This is a genomic window from Metasolibacillus sp., from assembly GCF_025291715.1.
Taxonomy (GTDB): Bacteria; Bacillota; Bacilli; order Bacillales_A; family Planococcaceae; genus Metasolibacillus; species Metasolibacillus louembei.
This window is the reverse complement of record NZ_JAMBIZ010000013.1, coordinates 1-18588: the sequence shown is the minus strand read 5'-3', so window position 1 is coordinate 18588 and position 18588 is coordinate 1. Positions and strand designations below refer to the sequence as shown.

At 38.2% G+C, this 18588-nt stretch carries 21 protein-coding genes and 1 tRNA gene; 19 read left to right on the top strand and 3 right to left on the bottom strand.

Annotated elements, in window-relative coordinates; translation table 11 throughout:
- Positions 1–11: 11 nt before the first annotated feature.
- The 10 genes from sdhA to M3Z76_RS10030 all read left to right on the top strand — a co-directional run bounded on the left by sdhA (position 12) and on the right by M3Z76_RS10030 (position 7001).
- Positions 12–1769 (top strand): succinate dehydrogenase flavoprotein subunit, encoded by a 1758-nt coding sequence (gene sdhA / locus M3Z76_RS10075; RefSeq protein WP_293926254.1) that lies wholly within the window; start codon positions 12–14, stop codon positions 1767–1769.
- Positions 1770–1771: 2 nt separating this feature from the next.
- A complete protein-coding gene (sdhB, locus tag M3Z76_RS10070) occupies positions 1772–2548 on the top strand; it encodes a succinate dehydrogenase iron-sulfur subunit (protein WP_293926257.1) in 777 nt (258 codons plus the stop codon).
- Positions 2549–2783: 235 nt separating this feature from the next.
- A complete protein-coding gene (locus tag M3Z76_RS10065; RefSeq protein ID WP_293926260.1) occupies positions 2784–3230 on the top strand; it encodes an acyl-CoA thioesterase in 447 nt (148 codons plus the stop codon).
- Positions 3231–3300: 70 nt separating this feature from the next.
- Positions 3301–3528 (top strand): helix-turn-helix domain-containing protein, encoded by a 228-nt coding sequence (locus M3Z76_RS10060; RefSeq protein ID WP_107840794.1) that lies wholly within the window; start codon positions 3301–3303, stop codon positions 3526–3528.
- 67 nt (positions 3529–3595) lie between these two features.
- Positions 3596–4039, top strand: a complete 444-nt coding sequence (locus M3Z76_RS10055) for a MarR family winged helix-turn-helix transcriptional regulator (protein ID WP_293926265.1) — start codon at positions 3596–3598, stop codon at positions 4037–4039.
- A 16-nt stretch (positions 4040–4055) separates the two neighbouring features.
- Complete coding sequence (gene racE / locus M3Z76_RS10050) at positions 4056–4850, top strand: glutamate racemase (protein WP_293926268.1); 795 nt, start codon at positions 4056–4058, stop codon at positions 4848–4850.
- Between the two features lie 106 nt (positions 4851–4956).
- The gene (rph, locus tag M3Z76_RS10045; RefSeq protein ID WP_293926270.1) at positions 4957–5712 is read left to right on the top strand and encodes a ribonuclease PH; all 756 of its coding nucleotides are present in this window, start codon (positions 4957–4959) and stop codon (positions 5710–5712) included.
- 6 nt (positions 5713–5718) lie between these two features.
- The gene (locus tag M3Z76_RS10040; RefSeq protein ID WP_293926273.1) at positions 5719–6312 is read left to right on the top strand and encodes an XTP/dITP diphosphatase; all 594 of its coding nucleotides are present in this window, start codon (positions 5719–5721) and stop codon (positions 6310–6312) included.
- A 25-nt stretch (positions 6313–6337) separates the two neighbouring features.
- Positions 6338–6844, top strand: coding sequence for a metallophosphoesterase family protein (locus tag M3Z76_RS10035; RefSeq protein WP_293926275.1), 507 nt, complete (start codon positions 6338–6340; stop codon positions 6842–6844).
- Positions 6845–6927: 83 nt separating this feature from the next.
- Positions 6928–7001 (top strand) — tRNA-Arg (locus M3Z76_RS10030).
- A 142-nt stretch (positions 7002–7143) separates the two neighbouring features.
- Here the strand turns inward: M3Z76_RS10030 and M3Z76_RS10025 are convergent.
- The gene (locus M3Z76_RS10025) at positions 7144–7446 is read right to left on the bottom strand and encodes a tyrosine-type recombinase/integrase (RefSeq protein ID WP_293926278.1); all 303 of its coding nucleotides are present in this window, start codon (positions 7444–7446) and stop codon (positions 7144–7146) included.
- A gap of 1207 nt (positions 7447–8653) precedes the next feature.
- Here M3Z76_RS10025 and M3Z76_RS10020 point away from each other — a divergent pair.
- From M3Z76_RS10020 to M3Z76_RS10005, 4 genes are all read left to right on the top strand, one after another.
- Entirely contained in the window at positions 8654–9643 is a 990-nt protein-coding gene (locus M3Z76_RS10020) for a DUF6731 family protein (RefSeq protein ID WP_293926281.1), read from the top strand.
- A gap of 31 nt (positions 9644–9674) precedes the next feature.
- Positions 9675–10361, top strand: coding sequence for a hypothetical protein (locus M3Z76_RS10015; protein WP_293926283.1), 687 nt, complete (start codon positions 9675–9677; stop codon positions 10359–10361).
- A 421-nt stretch (positions 10362–10782) separates the two neighbouring features.
- Complete coding sequence (locus M3Z76_RS10010) at positions 10783–11112, top strand: DUF3139 domain-containing protein (protein ID WP_293926285.1); 330 nt, start codon at positions 10783–10785, stop codon at positions 11110–11112.
- 92 nt (positions 11113–11204) lie between these two features.
- Positions 11205–12185, top strand: coding sequence for an aminoglycoside phosphotransferase family protein (locus M3Z76_RS10005; RefSeq protein WP_293926286.1), 981 nt, complete (start codon positions 11205–11207; stop codon positions 12183–12185).
- Between the two features lie 40 nt (positions 12186–12225).
- Here M3Z76_RS10005 and M3Z76_RS10000 read toward each other — a convergent pair whose 3' ends face one another.
- Positions 12226–12585 (bottom strand): hypothetical protein, encoded by a 360-nt coding sequence (locus tag M3Z76_RS10000; RefSeq protein WP_293926289.1) that lies wholly within the window; start codon positions 12583–12585, stop codon positions 12226–12228.
- A gap of 11 nt (positions 12586–12596) precedes the next feature.
- Positions 12597–13781 (bottom strand): polysaccharide deacetylase family protein, encoded by a 1185-nt coding sequence (locus M3Z76_RS09995; protein ID WP_293926291.1) that lies wholly within the window; start codon positions 13779–13781, stop codon positions 12597–12599.
- A gap of 129 nt (positions 13782–13910) precedes the next feature.
- Here M3Z76_RS09995 and M3Z76_RS09990 point away from each other — a divergent pair, with 129 nt between their 5' ends.
- The 5 genes from M3Z76_RS09990 to M3Z76_RS09970 all read left to right on the top strand — a co-directional run bounded on the left by M3Z76_RS09990 (position 13911) and on the right by M3Z76_RS09970 (position 18467).
- Positions 13911–14294 (top strand): VOC family protein, encoded by a 384-nt coding sequence (locus M3Z76_RS09990; protein WP_293926293.1) that lies wholly within the window; start codon positions 13911–13913, stop codon positions 14292–14294.
- 18 nt (positions 14295–14312) lie between these two features.
- Positions 14313–15350 (top strand): serine hydrolase domain-containing protein, encoded by a 1038-nt coding sequence (locus M3Z76_RS09985; protein WP_293926295.1) that lies wholly within the window; start codon positions 14313–14315, stop codon positions 15348–15350.
- A gap of 53 nt (positions 15351–15403) precedes the next feature.
- Entirely contained in the window at positions 15404–16261 is an 858-nt protein-coding gene (locus M3Z76_RS09980; RefSeq protein WP_293926298.1) for an AraC family transcriptional regulator, read from the top strand.
- A gap of 144 nt (positions 16262–16405) precedes the next feature.
- Positions 16406–17011 carry a DUF5052 family protein gene (locus M3Z76_RS09975; RefSeq protein ID WP_293926301.1) on the top strand — a complete coding sequence of 202 codons (606 nt, stop codon included), beginning with the start codon at positions 16406–16408 and terminating at the stop codon, positions 17009–17011.
- Between the two features lie 16 nt (positions 17012–17027).
- Positions 17028–18467 carry a protein adenylyltransferase SelO gene (locus tag M3Z76_RS09970; RefSeq protein ID WP_293926303.1) on the top strand — a complete coding sequence of 480 codons (1440 nt, stop codon included), beginning with the start codon at positions 17028–17030 and terminating at the stop codon, positions 18465–18467.
- Positions 18468–18588 lie beyond the last annotated feature (121 nt).

Below are 18588 nucleotides of genomic sequence, written 5' to 3'. Positions count from 1 at the left end.
GAGAAGAAATCATGGCAAAAAGCAAAATCATCGTTGTTGGTGGCGGGTTAGCCGGTTTAATGGCAACGATTAAAGCAGCCGAGGCAGGCACTCAAGTTGAATTATTCTCATTAGTTCCAGTTAAACGCTCACACTCTGTTTGTGCGCAGGGCGGAATTAATGGTGCAGTAAATACAAAAGGTGAAGGAGATTCTCCGTGGATTCACTTTGATGATACAGTATATGGTGGGGACTTCTTAGCAAACCAACCACCAGTAAAAGCGATGTGTGATGCGGCACCTGGTATTATCCACTTAATGGACCGTATGGGTGTAATGTTCAACCGTACACCAGAAGGCTTACTTGACTTCCGTCGTTTCGGTGGTACATTAATGCACCGTACAGCGTTTGCTGGTGCAACGACTGGTCAACAATTACTTTACGCATTAGACGAGCAAGTTCGTGCACACGAAGTAGCTGGTTTAGTAACAAAATATGAGCACTGGGAATTCCTTGGTGCGGTGCTTGATGACGACGGCGTATGTCGCGGTATCGTAGCGCAAGACTTAGTAAAAGAAGAAATCCGCGCGTTCCGCGGTGATGCTGTTATTATGGCAACTGGTGGTCCTGGTATTATCTTCGGTAAAACAACAAACTCTGTTATTAACACAGGTTCTGCGGCTTCAATCGTTTACCAACAAGGTGCATCATATGCAAACGGTGAATTTATTCAAATCCACCCAACAGCGATTCCTGGCGATGATAAAAACCGCTTAATGTCTGAATCTGCTCGTGGTGAAGGTGGACGTGTTTGGACTTATAAAGATGGTAAGCCTTGGTACTTCCTAGAAGAAAAATATCCAGCATACGGTAACCTAGTACCACGTGATATCGCAACACGTGAAATTTTTGATGTGTGCGTTAACCAAAAGCTTGGTATTAACGGCGAAAACATGGTGTATTTAGATCTTTCTCATAAAGATCCACATGAGTTAGATATTAAACTTGGTGGTATCATTGAAATTTATGAGAAATTCGTAGGGGATGACCCACGTAAATTACCAATGAAAATCTTCCCAGCAGTTCACTACTCAATGGGTGGCTTATGGGTAGACTACGATCAAATGACAGAAATTCCTGGCTTATTTGCAGCTGGTGAATGTGACTTCTCACAACATGGTGCAAACCGTTTAGGTGCGAACTCATTATTATCAGCAATTTACGGTGGTATGGTTGCAGGACCAAACGCTGTAGAATATGTAAAAGGTCTGAAAAAGCATGCGGAAGATTTACCAGAAACAATCTACGATGCACGCGTAAAAGAAGAAACAGAGAAGTGGGAAGCAATCCTGAAAATGGATGGCACAGAAAATGCCTACTTATTGCATAAAGAGCTTGGTGAGTGGATGACTGACAACATGACAGTTGTACGTCATAACGATCGCTTGGAAAAAACTTACGAGAAATTAACAGAGCTACAACAACGTTGGGAAAAAATCAACATTCATGACACGCAAAAATGGTCAAACCAAGGTGCTCACTTTACTCGTCAGTTAAAAAACATGCTTTACCTTGCAAAAGTAATGACAAAAGGTGCGTTACTGCGTAATGAATCACGCGGTGCTCACTACAAACCTGATTTCCCGAACCGTGACGATGAGAACTTCTTAAAAACAACAATGGCGAAATTTGACCCAGCTACTGGTGAACCAATTATTTCGTATGGAGAAGTTGACGTTTCATTAATTCCGCCACGTACTCGCGACTATTCTTCGAAAGGGGATAATTAATAATGGAAGCAGTAAACACTGGCAAAACAGTTGAATTGATTATTGTCCGTCAAGATACGGAAAATGGTCCAACACGTGAAGAGAAATTTAGCGTACCTTACCGTCCAGGTATGAACGTAATTTCGGCATTAATGCATATTCAAAGATACCCTGTAACAGCTGATGGAAAAGAAACAACACCTGTTACTTGGGATATGAACTGCTTAGAGGAAGTTTGTGGTGCATGTTCGATGGTTATTAACGGTCGTCCACAGCAATCTTGCTCGGCATTAGTTGATAAATTAACGCAACCAATTCGTTTAGAGCCAATGAAAACTTTCCCTGTTGTTCGTGACTTACAGGTTGACCGTAGCCGTATGTTCAACGCCTTGAAAAAGGTAAAAGCATGGGTGCCAATCGATGGTACGTATGACTTAGGTGAAGGTCCACGTATGCCAGAGCGCAAACGTCAATGGGCTTACGAATTATCAAAATGTATGACATGTGGTGTATGTATGGAAGCATGTCCAAACGTATCTGAAAAAGCTTCGTTTATCGGACCAGCACCATTATCACAAGTTCGCTTATTCAACACACACCCAACAGGTGCAATGAATAAAGATGAGCGTTTAGCTGCAATTATGGGCGATGGCGGTTTAGCAAACTGCGGTAACTCACAAAACTGTGTAGCTGCATGTCCAAAAGGTATTCCTTTAACAACTTCAATCGCTGCACTTAACCGTGCTGCGACTGTACAAATGTTCAAGAACTTCTTCGGTTCTGACCATATGGTAGACTAATAAGGAGCCATCCGAAAGCATAAGTGCTTTTGGATGGTTTTTTAATGTGTAGAAAGCTACAGTCGACAAAATAAAAATCAATTCTTTAAAAAAATCACAGTGCTTAGCTAGGGCAAAGGAAAACAGCAATACCATGTGCCATTTTGCATGTCAGTTTCAACTTATAGTGATTACTATATTCTTCAATTTTTTATGCTATAATGAATAGGTATTCATTATACAAGGGGGAGTTTTTATGCGAGCAGTATATATTGATAACGCAGAGCAGTGGATGGAGGAATTCCGATTTTCGGTAGAAGTAAAGGTACGTTTTAGTGAGACGGATATGTATGGACATTTAAATAATACGGTGCCATTTACTTATTTTGAAATGGCACGTATCGAATATTTACAATCGCTTGGCTTAATGGCTGATTGGGTTTCACCAAATAGTGAAACAATTCCTGTCGTTGCTGATTTGCAATGTGATTTTTTACAGCAAGTATTTTTCGATGAGCGCTTGCGAATTTTTGTGAAGGCTGCAAAAGTAGGCTCCAGCTCTGTGGATGTTCACTATTTAGCCAAAAATGAAAAAGGTGTGCCAGTGTTTACAGGACGAGGTACTATTGTACAAATAAACCGTCAAACTGGCAGAGCACAAGCATGGACAGACCATACCAAAAAACTAATGCTGACAAAGTAGTGAAATCGCCCTCACCGTAATGCTCCTGTTCACATATTTTACAAAGAACAGGATAGGAGGGTGTTATAACATGGGGAACTCACAATCACGCTTATTATTAACGAAACGAGAGCGTGAAATATTTCAACTATTAATTGAAGATTATTCGACAAAGGAAATTTCAGAGAAGCTTGCTATTAGCGAAAAAACAGTTCGCAATCATATTTCCAATACGATACAAAAATTGGGTGTTTCAAGTAGAACACAAGCATTAATCGAGCTGTTACGCTTACAAGAATTGAAGTTAAACGGAACGTAAGCTTGCTATTTTCCTCAAAAAACCTCAAAATAGAGCTATGAATTGTTGTTAGGAGTGATCTTGTAATATGCATAATAATGAAAAACACAGTGCTGACTCTATAGCGACTATAGAAAAAGAACTACGCTTTATTTCACACTTGGTGAAGCAAAAAGGTCGCGAAATTTTAAGTAACTATACAATAACACCTCCGCAGTTTGTAGCACTACAATGGTTGGGAGAAGCAGGCGATATGACGATTGGTGATTTATCCACTAAAATGTATTTAGCTTTTAGCACGACAACAGATTTAGTTGATCGTATGGAGAAAGCCCAGCTTGTACAACGTGTTCGCGATGAACAAGACCGACGTGTTGTGCGCATTCATTTACTGCCTGAGGGAGAGCGAATTATTCAAGAAGTAATTGAGCAACGTCGCCATTATTTGCGCAATATCATGGAAGATTTTGATGTAGAAGAAGCGACAGATTTAGTGCGACTTTTAAGAAAACTACATGTACAAATGAAATAGGATTGAGGCGGTTTATATGGATGCCCCTATCGGTGTCATTGATTCAGGCGTTGGTGGGCTGACAGTTGCAAAGGCGATGATGAAGCTTCTCCCAAATGAAAGCATATACTATATTGGCGATACGGCTAGATGTCCATATGGGCCAAGGACAGAACAAGAGGTACGTCAATTTACGTGGCAAATGGCAAAAGCTTTAGAAAAAATGAATATTAAAATGCTAGTCGTTGCTTGTAACACAGCAACAGCGGTTGCTTTAGAAAGCCTGCAAAGAAAACTATCAATACCTGTTATTGGTGTTATCAATGCTGGTGCACGTGCTGCCATTAAACGAACGAAGCGCAATGAGGTGGCTGTCCTCGCTACTGCAGGCACCATAAAAAGTGCTGCCTACGAAAAAGCATTGCACTCATTGTCAACAAAAGTGAAAGTTATGCCACTCGCTTGCCCGACATTTGTACCGCTTGTGGAAAGTGGTGAGTATGAGGGTCAATTTTCTTATGATTTAGTAGCGGACGGTTTAAAGCCGCTGAAGGATGTAAGCTTCGATACAGTGATTTTAGGCTGTACACATTACCCAATTATCCAAAAGCAAATAGAGGCGGCAGTAGGGGCAGGTATACATGTTGTATCATCAGCAGAAGAAACCGCATATCATGTGCTGGAAACTTTAACTTATACGAATCAATTGCGTACAAATAAACTGGCGCCACAGCATGTTTTTTTTGCGTCAGGCTCTGTACCTATTTTTCGTTCCATTGCTGAAAGATGGCTAGAGCAGCCAAATTTAAATATTCAACGCATTGCGTTTTAATACAAAAGCTAAGGCAGTCTGAAAAGGTAGTATCTTTTCGGGCTGCCCCTTTTTTGCGTACATAATATATGATAAGATTAGTGCGCGAATAAAAAGGAGGATTTTCATGATTAGACATGACGAAAGGGCAGTACATGAGCTGCGCCCAATTCATATCGATACAAATTATTTACTACATCCAGAAGGCTCTGTCCTTATTACAGTAGGCAATACAAAGGTCATTTGTACAGCGACAATAGAGGAGAAGGTTCCAGGCTTTTTAAGAGGGCAAGGCAAAGGCTGGATTACGGCTGAATATTCGATGCTTCCTAGAGCCACAGCACAGCGTACACAGCGCGAATCAGCGCGCGGTAAGATAAATGGTCGGACGATGGAAATACAGCGCCTAATCGGGCGTGCATTGCGTGCTGTTGTCGATTTAGAAGCACTAGGCGAGAAAACAGTATGGATTGACTGTGATGTCATTCAGGCGGATGGTGGTACACGTACAGCATCCATTACAGGTGCTTTTGTCGCAATGGCACAAGCGATTGCTAAGCTAGGTGAAGACAAGCCATTTGACACGTTTCCCATCATCGACTATTTAGCTGCAACGAGCGTCGGAATTGTCGAAGAGATTGGCGCTGTAGTAGACTTAAACTATGTAGAAGATGTGGCAGCACTCGTAGACATGAATATTGTCATGACAGGTGCAGGTCGCTTTGTTGAAGTACAAGGCACTGGTGAAGAGGCAACATTTTCTCGTCAAGAATTAAATGAGCTATTAGCGTTAGGTGAAGCGGGGATTCAACAATTAATCGTGCACCAAAAACAAGCATTAGGCGCTGTAGCTGCAATGATTGATGCGAGAAAGGAAGCGTAAGCACATATGACGAAACAAGTAGTAATTGCAACAAAAAATAAAGGCAAGGCGAAGGATTTTGAAGCGCTATTCACACCGCTTGGCTATGAAGTTGTCACAATGTTTGATGTAGCACCTGATATGGAAATTGAGGAAACTGGTACAACATTTGAGGAAAATGCAATTTTAAAGGCAGAGGCATTAGCAGAAGCCTTACAAATGCTTGTTATTGCAGATGATAGCGGCTTAGCGATTGACGCATTGAACGGCGAGCCAGGCGTTTATTCAGCACGCTATGCAGGCGATCATGATGACGAGGCAAATATCATCAAAGTATTAGAAAAGCTTCAAGGTGTACCAGAAGAACAGCGTACAGCACGCTTCTGTTGTGCGTTAGCAGTAGCAGGTCCACAATTAGAAACATATACAGTGTTTGGCACTTGTGAAGGGGTTATTTTGGAGGACAAGCGCGGTACAAATGGCTTCGGCTATGATCCAATCTTTTACGTACCACAATTACAGCGTGCAATGGCTGAGCTTTCTCCAGAAGAAAAAGGTGCCATTTCGCACCGTGGTAACGCCATTCGCAAATTAGCGGATGTACTTCCAACGTTAATTTAATTGACATGACAAGGGGGCAGCAAATATGAAAATACTAGTAATGAGCGACACGCATGGCGATGCGGAAGTGATTCGCCTCGTGCGCAACCAGCAGGAAGATAGCGATATTGTTATTCATTGTGGTGACAGTGAGTTATCATATGACCATCCAAATTTAGCAGATGTCGTCCGTGTGCGCGGCAATTGCGATTATACAGACAATTGCTTTCCCGATGAAGATGTCATCATTCATGGTCATGTAAAAATATATGTCACACATGGGCACTTATTTCAAGTGAAGTCATCCTTACTAGCCTTATCGTATCGCGCTAAAGAGCTAGGTGCGAATATTTGCTGCTTCGGTCATTCACATGTACTTGGTGCTGAAATGATTGATGACATCCTATTCATCAACCCGGGCAGCCTATTAATGCCAAGAGGACGCCGTGAGCAAAGCTATGTCGTCCTAAACGTTCAACCAGAGGCATATAAAGTCGAATGCTTTACACGCCAAGGTGAGCTATTTGAAACACTGCATTTTAATCGCCACTAATTTTTAAAATTGTGTTGACTTTATAACGCTTTATTCATATAATAAATATTGTCTTTAATACCAATTGCGTTATTAAAGCAACTGTCTCCATAGCTCAGCTGGATAGAGCACGGGCCTTCTAAGCTCGCGGTCGTAGGTTCGAATCCTACTGGGGACGTTTTTAATCAAAAATCACAGGTCAGAGAGTGATTTTAAAGACGTTAGAAATGTTGATATATCAATGTTTCAACGTCTTTTGCTTTTCTTGGAATACGATAGGTTTTTGAATTTAGGTATACAAGGTGAGCACGCTAAATAGCTTATTGTACATAGACATTCACCGCAATTAATTCATCACGCTCTTCCATCTTTTTCAGAACATGCGAGTAATGATCCAATGTTGTTTGAATAGTTGCATGTCCTAGTCGTTTTGAAGCTGAGTGAATATTTGCCCCTTTATAAAGTAATACACTTGCATGAGTATGACGTAATCCATGAGCTGTGATTGAATCAATGTCTAAATCGGATAACATCCCTTTAAGTACTTTGTTAGCTCCTTCGTTTGTAATTACCTTAACCGATGTAGGGCGATAAAAAATTAGATTAAATGGATTTTCAGGCATAGCTAAAATAATTTTTTTAAATTCATTACTTTCTTATCGATTGAAATTGTACGTTCTGAACTTGTATTTTTTAAATCAACGAAGCCAGATCCTTCTTTATAGTCCACGCTCGATGAATATAAATTTGATTTTTTTAAAGTTGAAGCAATCAGGCGTTAAGCCAACCAACTCACCATATCGTAGACCTCCTACGAGTCCCATTAATAAATGATACGTGTCAGTGCTGCGGTTGAGCCGATTGAAAAGTTCGTTATACGCCTGTAGGCTTTCTTGATAGTCTAAATGTTTTTCACTATCTTTTTTCGCTGCTTTAGTTGCTGTAATTTCAACCTTACGTGTAAAGTCTACAGGGATATAACCGTCATCTATAGCATCTTTTACACAAGCCCTGATGCGAGTGTTTAATTTTTGGACAGTTGCTTTTGTTTTACTTTGATCATATCAAGGTGGGTATCCACCGTTAGGAGAAATAGAGTACTCATACCCTCTCAGCAGAGGAGGTGTGGTTATTCTAAGCGGTGATTTATTTAAAAAATTGGAGTCTGCAATATCTACAACAAAAAAAGCTAATCTCAAATATACACAATCGTCGAGGGTAGCTTCAATTCTTCATTTCGTAGATTCAGAAAATAAGTCAATGCCAGATATTTATTTAGTAAATGAAGCAGATTATTTGGATAAGTACAAAGACTAAACATCCTCCGGGGTGTTTTTTTATTACATAAAGCTGCTAGTACAATAGAGATGGTGAAACATCTTGATAGGGCTTTAGAGGCCTTAGCTTATATTTGTGAGCGCGAAGAAAGTAAAAATTACGAAATTTTACACAAACGATATGTAAAATGCATGCAAATTTCAACCATTGCAGACCATTATGAAATAAATAATCGTACAGTGTACAAATTGATAGATACAGCAGCAGAGCACCTTTCCACACTTTTGTTCGGTGTGTATGGTCTAAAGCTTGGATAAGAGCAATTCGAGGACATTCACAGGGGCAATGTGACCGTGATAATATGCTAGTATCGACAAATTATGAAAACATCGACTAACCCCTTGGTCGATGTTTTTTCATGATAACTATTTACATGTAATTCGATGTATGATAAAATGAGAACACAAGTTCTTATTTATATTTTCTTTGATTCCCTTGGATTATCTAGTATAATTTTGTATAAAATTGTCGATGATTTAGGGGGATGAAAAAATGGCAACTACTATTCAATTTTTCAACGTGTTTCTTAAAAATAATAGAGGGTATACAAGTATATCAGTATCTGATTTTCTCGATGGTATTATTTCTTTGGATGAAGGAAAAAGGTATGTCCATAATTCGCATGGTGAATATTCTTTAATTGAAATGCTCTTACCTAATATGAATCCTAATAATAACAGTATGGACAGATTGGTTGGTTTTGCTAATTATCGAGATAAAAAGCCTTTTACTGGAAGAAGAGGAACTGATGAAAAAAAGGAGATTGCAGGAGATGTATTGGAATTAACAACGTGCTTGTTTATTCCAGATTACCATCTAGCTGTTATTGAATATAATCATTTTGGTGCACGACCAAAACATATTGAAAGATATTTAAATGCATTTCTCCCTACAAGCGGAGGATGGTATTTTGAAATGATTCCTATAGAAACTGAGGGGTCTTTCCAAAAAATAAGAAGTTCTAATGATATACGTGGCATTGAAATAAAATTAGATTTAATGACAGGTCTATCTAATTTATTTAACTCAGAGGGGAATAAAATTCAATCTATCACCTCAGCAATAAATTCCACTGCGGAATCATTTAGAGAAATAGGTGCAAATATTGCTACTATAAATTTAGGGCAAGGAAGATATAGAAATAGCCCTATGGAATTCGATGAACTTATCAACTTTTTACAAGCTATAGACATGGAGAATGATAATATTGCATCTGTAAAAGTAAAATATAGAAACCCGACTTCAGGAAAATTAGAAACAGCAGATTTAAAAAACGAGGGGCAATTGAAGAGAGTAATCATGGAAGATAGTAATTCGACTGCATTTGAGTCTATAGCAATAGGAATTTCAAATTACTATTATGAACAATCTAACAGACTTGCTAATCAAGAGTGGAGACATGTCACAACATCATTGCAAAGTGAAGAATTGCCATTAATAGACCGATACAGTAATGGAGAAGAATCAAGTCGAATCGAATAGATTTACAGTTTAGCGAAGGGATGAGAACAATATGAAAAGATTTCTAGAAAACAAAAAGTTTGATTCGATTTTTTTGTTTTTTGAAAAGAAGTTTATTTGTTGGGTCATCACTGTCCTTTGCATAGTAGTCATTGTATTGAAAACTTTAACATTATTTTCTTTAGGCAAACTTGATAATTACACAGACGCTATAGATATAATCATAAGTAGTAAATTACCTGAATGGTTTATAAATAGAGATAGCACGTTAATTACTTTGTCAGCTATTTTTATAGGTATATATTTTACTACATTTACATTGATGGCCACTATATCATCCAAATCTTCTTTTAGTCTTCTAAAAACTCAGCAATTTAAAGATTTGATAATTTATATCCGAAACGCTTTTGGTGCATCGTTTCTTTATCTAGTGGTATCACTTGTACTACCAGTTTTCAGTAAAACAGAATGGTTTTTTTCAGTGGTGTCTCTTTTATTGTTAGTATACATGTTATTAAGTGCATTTCGTTTCGGGGCATTGATCTATATGATATTGGAAAAAGATGTTAATCGATATCTTCAAGATCTTGAATCTGAAAAAGTCATGAAAGTGGAACAAGATAATATTTATAAAGAATTAAAGATGTTTTTGGATAGGGAGAAACAAAAGGAAAAGGTTGAACAGGCGGAAAAAATGAGCGCAATGTTACAAGAAAGAAAAAATAATAAAAAAAGCTAATTTTAACTTTCTTCAAAAAAGTCACATCTAACCAGGTGTGGCTTTTTCCATGTGATAAATACTTCCTTTTAATTTATTGTAATTTTAATAAGGAGAAAATAGCTAGAAAGAAGTGCGAGAAAAAATATTTTTTTCAGTAATCAAATCGGGTCAAACCGTTGATATACCAATATTTATAGAGAGAGGTAAATTAAGTAGCCTTGATTCAAATTACTGTTCAAAGTTTTTATGGCAAGCATTTTATTATGGCTCTGGAATAAATTTAACTAATTTAATTTTAGATGGAAATAGCTCTCTACTAATAACCCCAAGCCATGTGAAAAATTCAAATAATGTTTATTAAGTTACTTCATTCATGGGGATTGATTAATAAGTCCTTCTTTTTACTTAGAGGCCATTTAACTGAAGGGAAGTGGTGAAAATGACGAAGAAAAAGTATTTGATAGTTTTTATTATTGCAATTATAATTTTACCCGTTCTTTATGTACAAAGTAATAAAGTTATGTTTGCCAACAGAGTAACAGAATACCTTATTGAAGAGAAGGGCTATCAAAAAGAAGAAATTAAGTCAATTGAGGGAGTATGGGGGAAAAAGCTACCAGCCTTTTATGTAGTAGTTATTTTTAAGGATGAAGAGAATATAGAATATACTTATTTTGCTCATGGCAATGTACGTCAAGTTGAGTTTAGAACAATCGATGGTACACCAGTGACAGCTGATGAATTAAAAAACTATGAGCCGTTTAATTAAGTATTTTGGTTCTTTTCATCAATAGTGAACATGCTAACTATTCACATAGCCTATTGAAATAATATCATAACACCACACTGGAGGTAGAAAATTTGAATGAAGCGATTATTCAAGCTGTAGAACAATTAATTATTAAAAATACAGGGCTAGAGACTGTAGTTGAGATCAATAATGTAGAAACAAATAAAGATGGCTTTAATAATGAGATAACGATGTTTCATCTTAGCTTCTTTCATAAAGCAGAGAAATTTTCTAGGCCAGTTGTGCTGAAAAAATTTAGTCATTATGTGCAGTTTAATAAAGAATTGCATATTTTAAAGAGTCAATCTATGAACTATATAAATACCCCAAATATTTATTTTGAGGATAAAGAAAATAGGGTTTTGCTAATGGAACAGATAGAGGGATTCACCTTGGATAAATATTTTACTGCTAGTGCCAGCGATGCGAGGATGGCGTTTGAAAGCTTTGGTTCTACATTAGCTCATATTCATTCCATTGATGTTTATAAGCTAAATAATGGATACTTTAAAAATAGTCAGTCAAACGGTTACATAGGGAGCTTAAGAAATAGAGTTAAGGGATTTGAAGACCCAATTTATAGAAAGATACTGAAAAATATTGAGCAATCGTTCAAAGGTGTAAAATTTAGCGAGGTGCTAAATCATGGGGATTATCATTTTTGGAACACGATAATGACGAATGATAACAAATTGTATATTTTAGATTGGGAAAAAGCCTTTCTAGGAGACCATCGTTTTGATATAGCTAATACGCTTGTATTAGGATACTCTTGGTTTGGAATGGATTTTAAAGAACCTTTATTAGCTGCTTATCAAAATAACAATCATCAGGAAATTGAATACTTAGAATGCTTTGAGGCCTTATTATGCTTTGACTCCTTTACTAAGGCAGTTCCATTACTATATGGAGCAGACGACGTACATATCCGAGATAGAACGTTTGAATGGTTAAAGAGGCGTTATGAGTTATTTGTAAAACATACGGGAGAAAGAATTGAAAAAGCGGAACAGTATTTATTTTCTAAGGGTCTTGCAGTCAAAATATCGTAGTAACCCCCCTTCCTAAGTCACACAAGGAAGGGGGTTACTATTAAATACCTGTCACATATTTCTGAAGCTGCTTCTCCTTCTGTCCAGCCAACCCTGTTTTAGTCAATGTGGAAAACTGCTCTTTATCCAACATTTTCGTGAGCTGCTGCATCAGCATATCTCTTATTTCGCCAGTGCTATGCTCATCTTCCTCGGATTTAGGCAGCTTTGTTTCTTTAATCATGATGACCTCACCATTTGCCTTTGTGACATAATGGCGGATGTAGCCATTTTCTTTTTTGATTTCGTATTTGGCTTTTGATTCTTTGTGGTTTTCTAGCAATAAATTTTCGGTTAAGTGATTTGTATTTTCAGATTTCGCTGTATAAGCGGAATAGCTACTTCCAAGTCGTATATTCATTTATTTCCCTCCTAGTTCTCCACCATCCCAATAAACTCCTCCAATGTATGATCACAATTAATCGCTAAGCGTTTTAGCTTATATGGATGATCACCGATTTTCACCTTGCCATGCTTAATAGTAAATGCCATTGTCATATTTAGCTCTTTTAAAATGTCAATCGTTTCTCTGCTATATTGACCGAAAGGGTAGGCCATGTATCGGGCGTTCGTGATGTACTGATTTGCGAGGAAATCCTGCTTCACTTCCTCAGCATCTTTCAGAACGACATCGCTTCTGCCAGTTTCGCTCGTTGTATGTAGGTCATGTGTATGACTTTGAAGGTCGAATACATCCTTCATCGCCTCTACTTCCTCCATGCTCAATGTTTGAATGGCATTTGGTTTGAATTCAGGTGTTGTATCAAGATGAATTCTACTCGTAATTAAAAATTCGGTTGCTGTGAAGTTGTACTTTTTTAAAATAGGGTAGCCAAATAAGTAATTGGACTTGAGCCCATCATCAAAGGTGATGACAACAGCTTTGCCTGGCAAATTAATTTCCTTATTTAAAAATTGCTCTAGCTCTTGTAGAGAAATACTTTGATAGCCACTGTCATAGAGCCATTTCATTTGCTCCTCGAAATTCTCAACAGATGTCACAGCCGATACATCACGGAACTTTTTGTTTTCGCCATCCGGTAATAAATGATGGTACATTAAAACGGGAATGCCGTTATCCTTTTCTGTATGCTCTTTGCGAATATAGCCTACCTTGTCACCGACACGCACCTTATACCAGTTAAAAAAATGATTAGCGACAATCGGATAGCGTTGGTTTTTGTTGATAACCGCTAGCTGTTTGGCATTTGACGATGCCTTTTCATAAACAATGACATTATCGTTTAAAATAATGGTCTTTTTTGATTTATAGTCCTTCGGTGTTTTTTGCCTTTGTGATGTCAAAACTGTTTGGTTTTTTTCAATGTAGCCAGTACCGTTGCCAAAGTTGATTTTCCAATAATTTTGCTCCTCACTATTGACCTTATATGTTTGGTTGATTTTTAGAAAACCGACTGTTGCGTTGTGAGAATCTAAAATAGGGATGTCATCTTTCTGTGTTGTAATATAGTTGACCTCGCTCCTTTCGCCTATACTTAAATTAATTGCAAATATACTAATAAAAAATAATATAAAATAGCTAAATTTTTTGTACATAAATTGTCTAGCTCCTTCTCTATCTAATTATTAGTATTAAAAAATTTTTAGTCAATACCAAAATTAACAACACATACCATTTTATAATTAATGCTATAATGGTGCTGTTACATGAAAGGGGAAAAGAAAATGAAATTAACAATGAAATATGTCATTTTGTATGTAAATGATTTGGAAAAAACGATGTATTTTTATCAAAATATTTTAGGGTTGCCTGTTAAAATGCAGCAAGGAACATATGTGGAGTTTGATACAGGGGCAACGATATTATCCATTAATACGCGTGACTCTGTTCGAGAGGAAATTGGGCTAGATGTACCAAACGTCTTATCAGACACACAAACATTTGAAATTGGCTTTGTTGTAGACGATGTACAAGCAACAATTGAGGCGCTGCGCACACAAGGAGTAACCGTAGTAAAGGAGCCTGTCGTGAAGCCATGGGGACAAACCGTTGCATATGTAGCAGATCCAGACGGGCATTATATTGAAATTTGTACTTCTGTTGACTGAAGCATCTAGGAGGAAATTATGCAGACACAGCTACAGCAAATAATAAAGAATATTGATTTTTCGGGTACAGTATTCATAGCAGAAGGTGACAATAAACTAAATGAAAGCTATGGCTATGCCAATCGCTCAGAGCAGATTGCCAATAATACTTCAACCCGTTTTGGCATTGCATCAGGCTGTAAACTATTTACAGCAATCGCTATTTGCCAGCTTGTTGAAAAAGGGCAGCTACATTTTCATACAAAGCTTAATGACTGTCTACACTATGATTTTTCAGCCTTCGACCAAGAGATTACAATTCATCACTTATTAACACATACTTCAGGTATACCTGATTATTTTGATGAGGAAGTGATGGAGGATTTTGAAGAGTTATGGGTGACAAATCCGATGTACCATATGAGGAATTTGTGCGATTTTTTACCGTTATTTCAACATCAGCCAATGAAATATCCAGTAGGGGAGAGGTTTCATTATAATAATGCTGGATATATTTTATTAGGGTTAATCGTGGAAAAATCAACGGGAATGAATTTTAGTGATTATGTGCAAACAGCTATTTTTGATAAAGCAGGTATGCATGCATCTGGTTATTTTTCGTTAGATTGCCTTCCAGCTAATACAGCGCTAGGCTATATAGAGCAACTAGATGGCACTTGGAAAACAAATATTTATTCTGTTCCGGTGAAAGGTGGCTCGGATGGAGGTGCATTTGTCACAGTTGGCGATATGGCAAAGCTGTGGGATGCACTTATCAATTATCAGCTTTTGACTGAAAATTCAACTAATCTATTACTATCTCCACACGTACAAGTGAATGAAGATAGCTATTATGGCTACGGTGTATGGATTAAAAAAGCAAATAACGCCATTTTTAAATATCATATAATGGGCTATGATCCAGGTGTTAGCTTTCATTCAGCTTACTATCCAAGCTTAGCTAGCAAAGTAGTTGTTTGTTCAAATAAATCAGATGGTGCATTTGATATGATGCGTGGAGTTGAAGCGTATTTAATCGAAAAACTTTCAAACCAGTCCAATGTCAGCACAAAATGACAGGACGAGGCGGTTAGCTGGCTGTATGCTAGAAGCAAGGAGTGAGAGACATTATGAGTTGGATAGAGTCGATTCAAAGGGCAATTCATTATATGGAGGAGCATTTGTTAGAAAATATAACGATAGAGCAAATCGCACATGAGGCTAATAGTTCAGTGTATCACTTTCAACGAACATTTTCGTTATTAACAGATATGACAATTGCTGACTATATAAGAAAACGTCGCTTAACGTTGGCAGCACAAGAAATATTGATGACAGAGCATAAAATTATCGACCTTGCCTACAAATATGGCTACGATTCTCCTGAAGCATTCACGAAGGCATTCCGCAAGCAGCATGGCGTGACGCCGAGTGATGCACGTAAAAAATCATATGCGATTCAAGCATATAACCGCCTCGTTATACAGGTGAGTTTGAAAGGAGCAGAACCGATGAAGTACAAAATTGTTGAAAAAGAAGCGTTTCAAGTAGTAGGTGTGAAAAGAACATATAACTGTTCAAATGGTGAGAATTTACAAGGGATTCCTGTATTTTGGGATGAAGTCAATGCCAATGGCACAGACCAAGAGCTATTCCAGCTAAACAATGGAGACATAAAAGGTGTGTTAGGTGTTTGTCTGCCACAAAAGGATGCAAGCAATATGATTGATTACTGGATTGCTGCTGCTACGAATGCTGGGGCACCTAGCCATTTTGAAACATTGGAAATTCCAGCGTCAAAATGGGTTGTTTTTGAAGTAGTTGGTCCAATGCCTGATGCTATGCAAAATGCTTGGAAGAAAATTTATTCAGAATGGTTCCCATCCAATCCGTATGAGCCTGTAGGAACAGCAGAGCTAGAAGTATATTCTGATGAGAATCCATTTAAAGAAGATTTAGTTTCTGAAATTTGGATTCCAGTTCAATAATTTTTGTTTCTTATGTATTTTTAAAATCAATTGGCTGTCTGGAAAGAGGCGTGTTAGCCTGCTTTCTAGGCAGCCCTATTTTTATGAAACTAATTCGCGCCTGCTTCGTAAAAATAGTATAGAACTTAAAGGAGAATGATACATATGAAAAAACTTATTTTAGCGTTAGTATTAGGTGTTTCGGTACTAACATTAGCAGGCTGTAATTTTTTGAAGTGGGGATTTGGTAATATAAAGGAGCAATTTATTGGACGTGAAATTACGATTCAAACATATGATGAAAGCAGTCAAATTATTGACCAAATTAAAGGGAAGAGTGTTAGTATTAAGGCAGATGATAAGTTTGCGATGAAGGATACTGAAGGGAATACGGTGGAAAAATCATCCGTGCTGGATATTACGGTTGGCGGTAAGCAAATGCTGCATGTAGGCAGTAGTTTAATAGCTTATGAGGATGGTTTAACAAATATTTTTGAGGAATATGCACAAACTGTAGATATTGAACATTTTGATCGTTCTATCCCATTTATTAATCGCATGGTCAATGACATGAAAAACTTAACAGTAGGCAAAGATAAAGTTGTATTAATTCGCTCACAGGCAGGCGAGCCATTAGCTACATTTGTCGGTGAGGATGTCAGTTACTTTGCAACAGAAATTGATAAAGCGACAGGCTTATTAATTGATGATCGCTATTTATTCATTTATCGTTGTGATTATACAATTTACGATTTAGCATTACTTCAATAAAGATAGGAGGAGCCACATGATAAATATTGGCTGGCATTTTGATAATAGCTATGCACGGCTACCACATACTTTTTTTGCAGCAATGGCGTTGAATCCTGTACAAGAGCCGAAGCTTGTTATTGTGAATGAGCAGCTAGCTTCAACGCTCGGTTTGAATTTAACAGCGCTACACAGTGAAGAGGCACTGCAAGAGCTTGCTGGCAACAAGTCACCTATTGGCAGCTCGCCTTTAGCTCAAGCATATGCAGGTCATCAGTTTGGGCATTTTAATATGCTTGGAGATGGGCGAGCAATACTTTTAGGTGAGCATATCACAGCACAAAATGAACGTGTTGATATTCAACTAAAGGGAGCAGGGCGCACACCTTTCTCGCGTGGAGGAGATGGACGGGCAGCACTTGGACCGATGTTGCGTGAATATATGATTAGCGAGGCAATGTATGCGCTTGGCATCCCAACAACGCGCAGCCTAGCTGTTGTCACAACGGGTGAAAAAATTATACGAGAGCAGGCATTACAAGGGGCAATCTTAACCCGCATTGCCAAGAGCCATTTGCGTGTAGGGACATTTCAATATGCCGCAAGATGGGGAACTGGGGAGGAGCTGAAGGCTTTAGCAGATTATGCTATCGAGCGCCATTTTCCAGCACTACAACATGAAGAGCAATGTTATATGAAGCTGCTTGAAGGCGTTATTGAAAGACAGGCTGAGTTACTTGCAAAATGGCAATTAGTAGGCTTTATACATGGTGTGATGAATACAGATAATATGACAATTAGCGGTGAAACAATCGATTATGGACCATGTGCATTTATGGATAAATATGATCCTCAAACTGTTTTTAGCTCTATTGATACACAGGGACGTTATGCTTATCAAAACCAGCCGAATATGGCACTTTGGAATTTAGCTCGCTTCGCAGAATCTTTGCTGTCGCTAATTCATCCTGATTCGGAGCAAGCAGTGGAAATGGCACAGCGAGCGCTGCAGCAATTTCCAAAATTGTATGAAGCGAGTTGGCTAGCTGGAATGCGTCTAAAGCTTGGACTTATAACTGAGGAGCCGCAAGATATAGAGTTAATAGATGAGCTATTGCAATGGATGCAAGCGAATGAAGCGGATTATACGAATACGTTTCGTGCATTGACATTAGGACAAGTGGAAGAGAACGAAGCATTTAAGCAGTGGTCTAGTCGATGGCAAGAAAGATTACAAAGACAAGCACAACCATTAGAGCTTGTCCAGCAAACGATGCGTCAGCATAACCCAGCAATTATTGCACGCAATCATCGAGTGGAAGAGGCATTAAGTGCAGCAGAGCAAGGCGATTTGCTTCCTTTCCAGCAGCTATTGAAAGTATTAACCCAGCCATTTGCCTACACGGATGAGCAAGAGCGGTACGCAACATTACCACCTGCCTCCAGCTGTACTTACAAAACGTTTTGTGGAACTTAATAAATTGTATGAGAATTGTGTGAGTGCCTGGCACCCACACAATTTTATGTGCGCCCAGCATGCGCATGAACTATAGGGTGCAAGTCCCGAACCCCGAAGACAGAAGTAGAGGTTAGCCAAG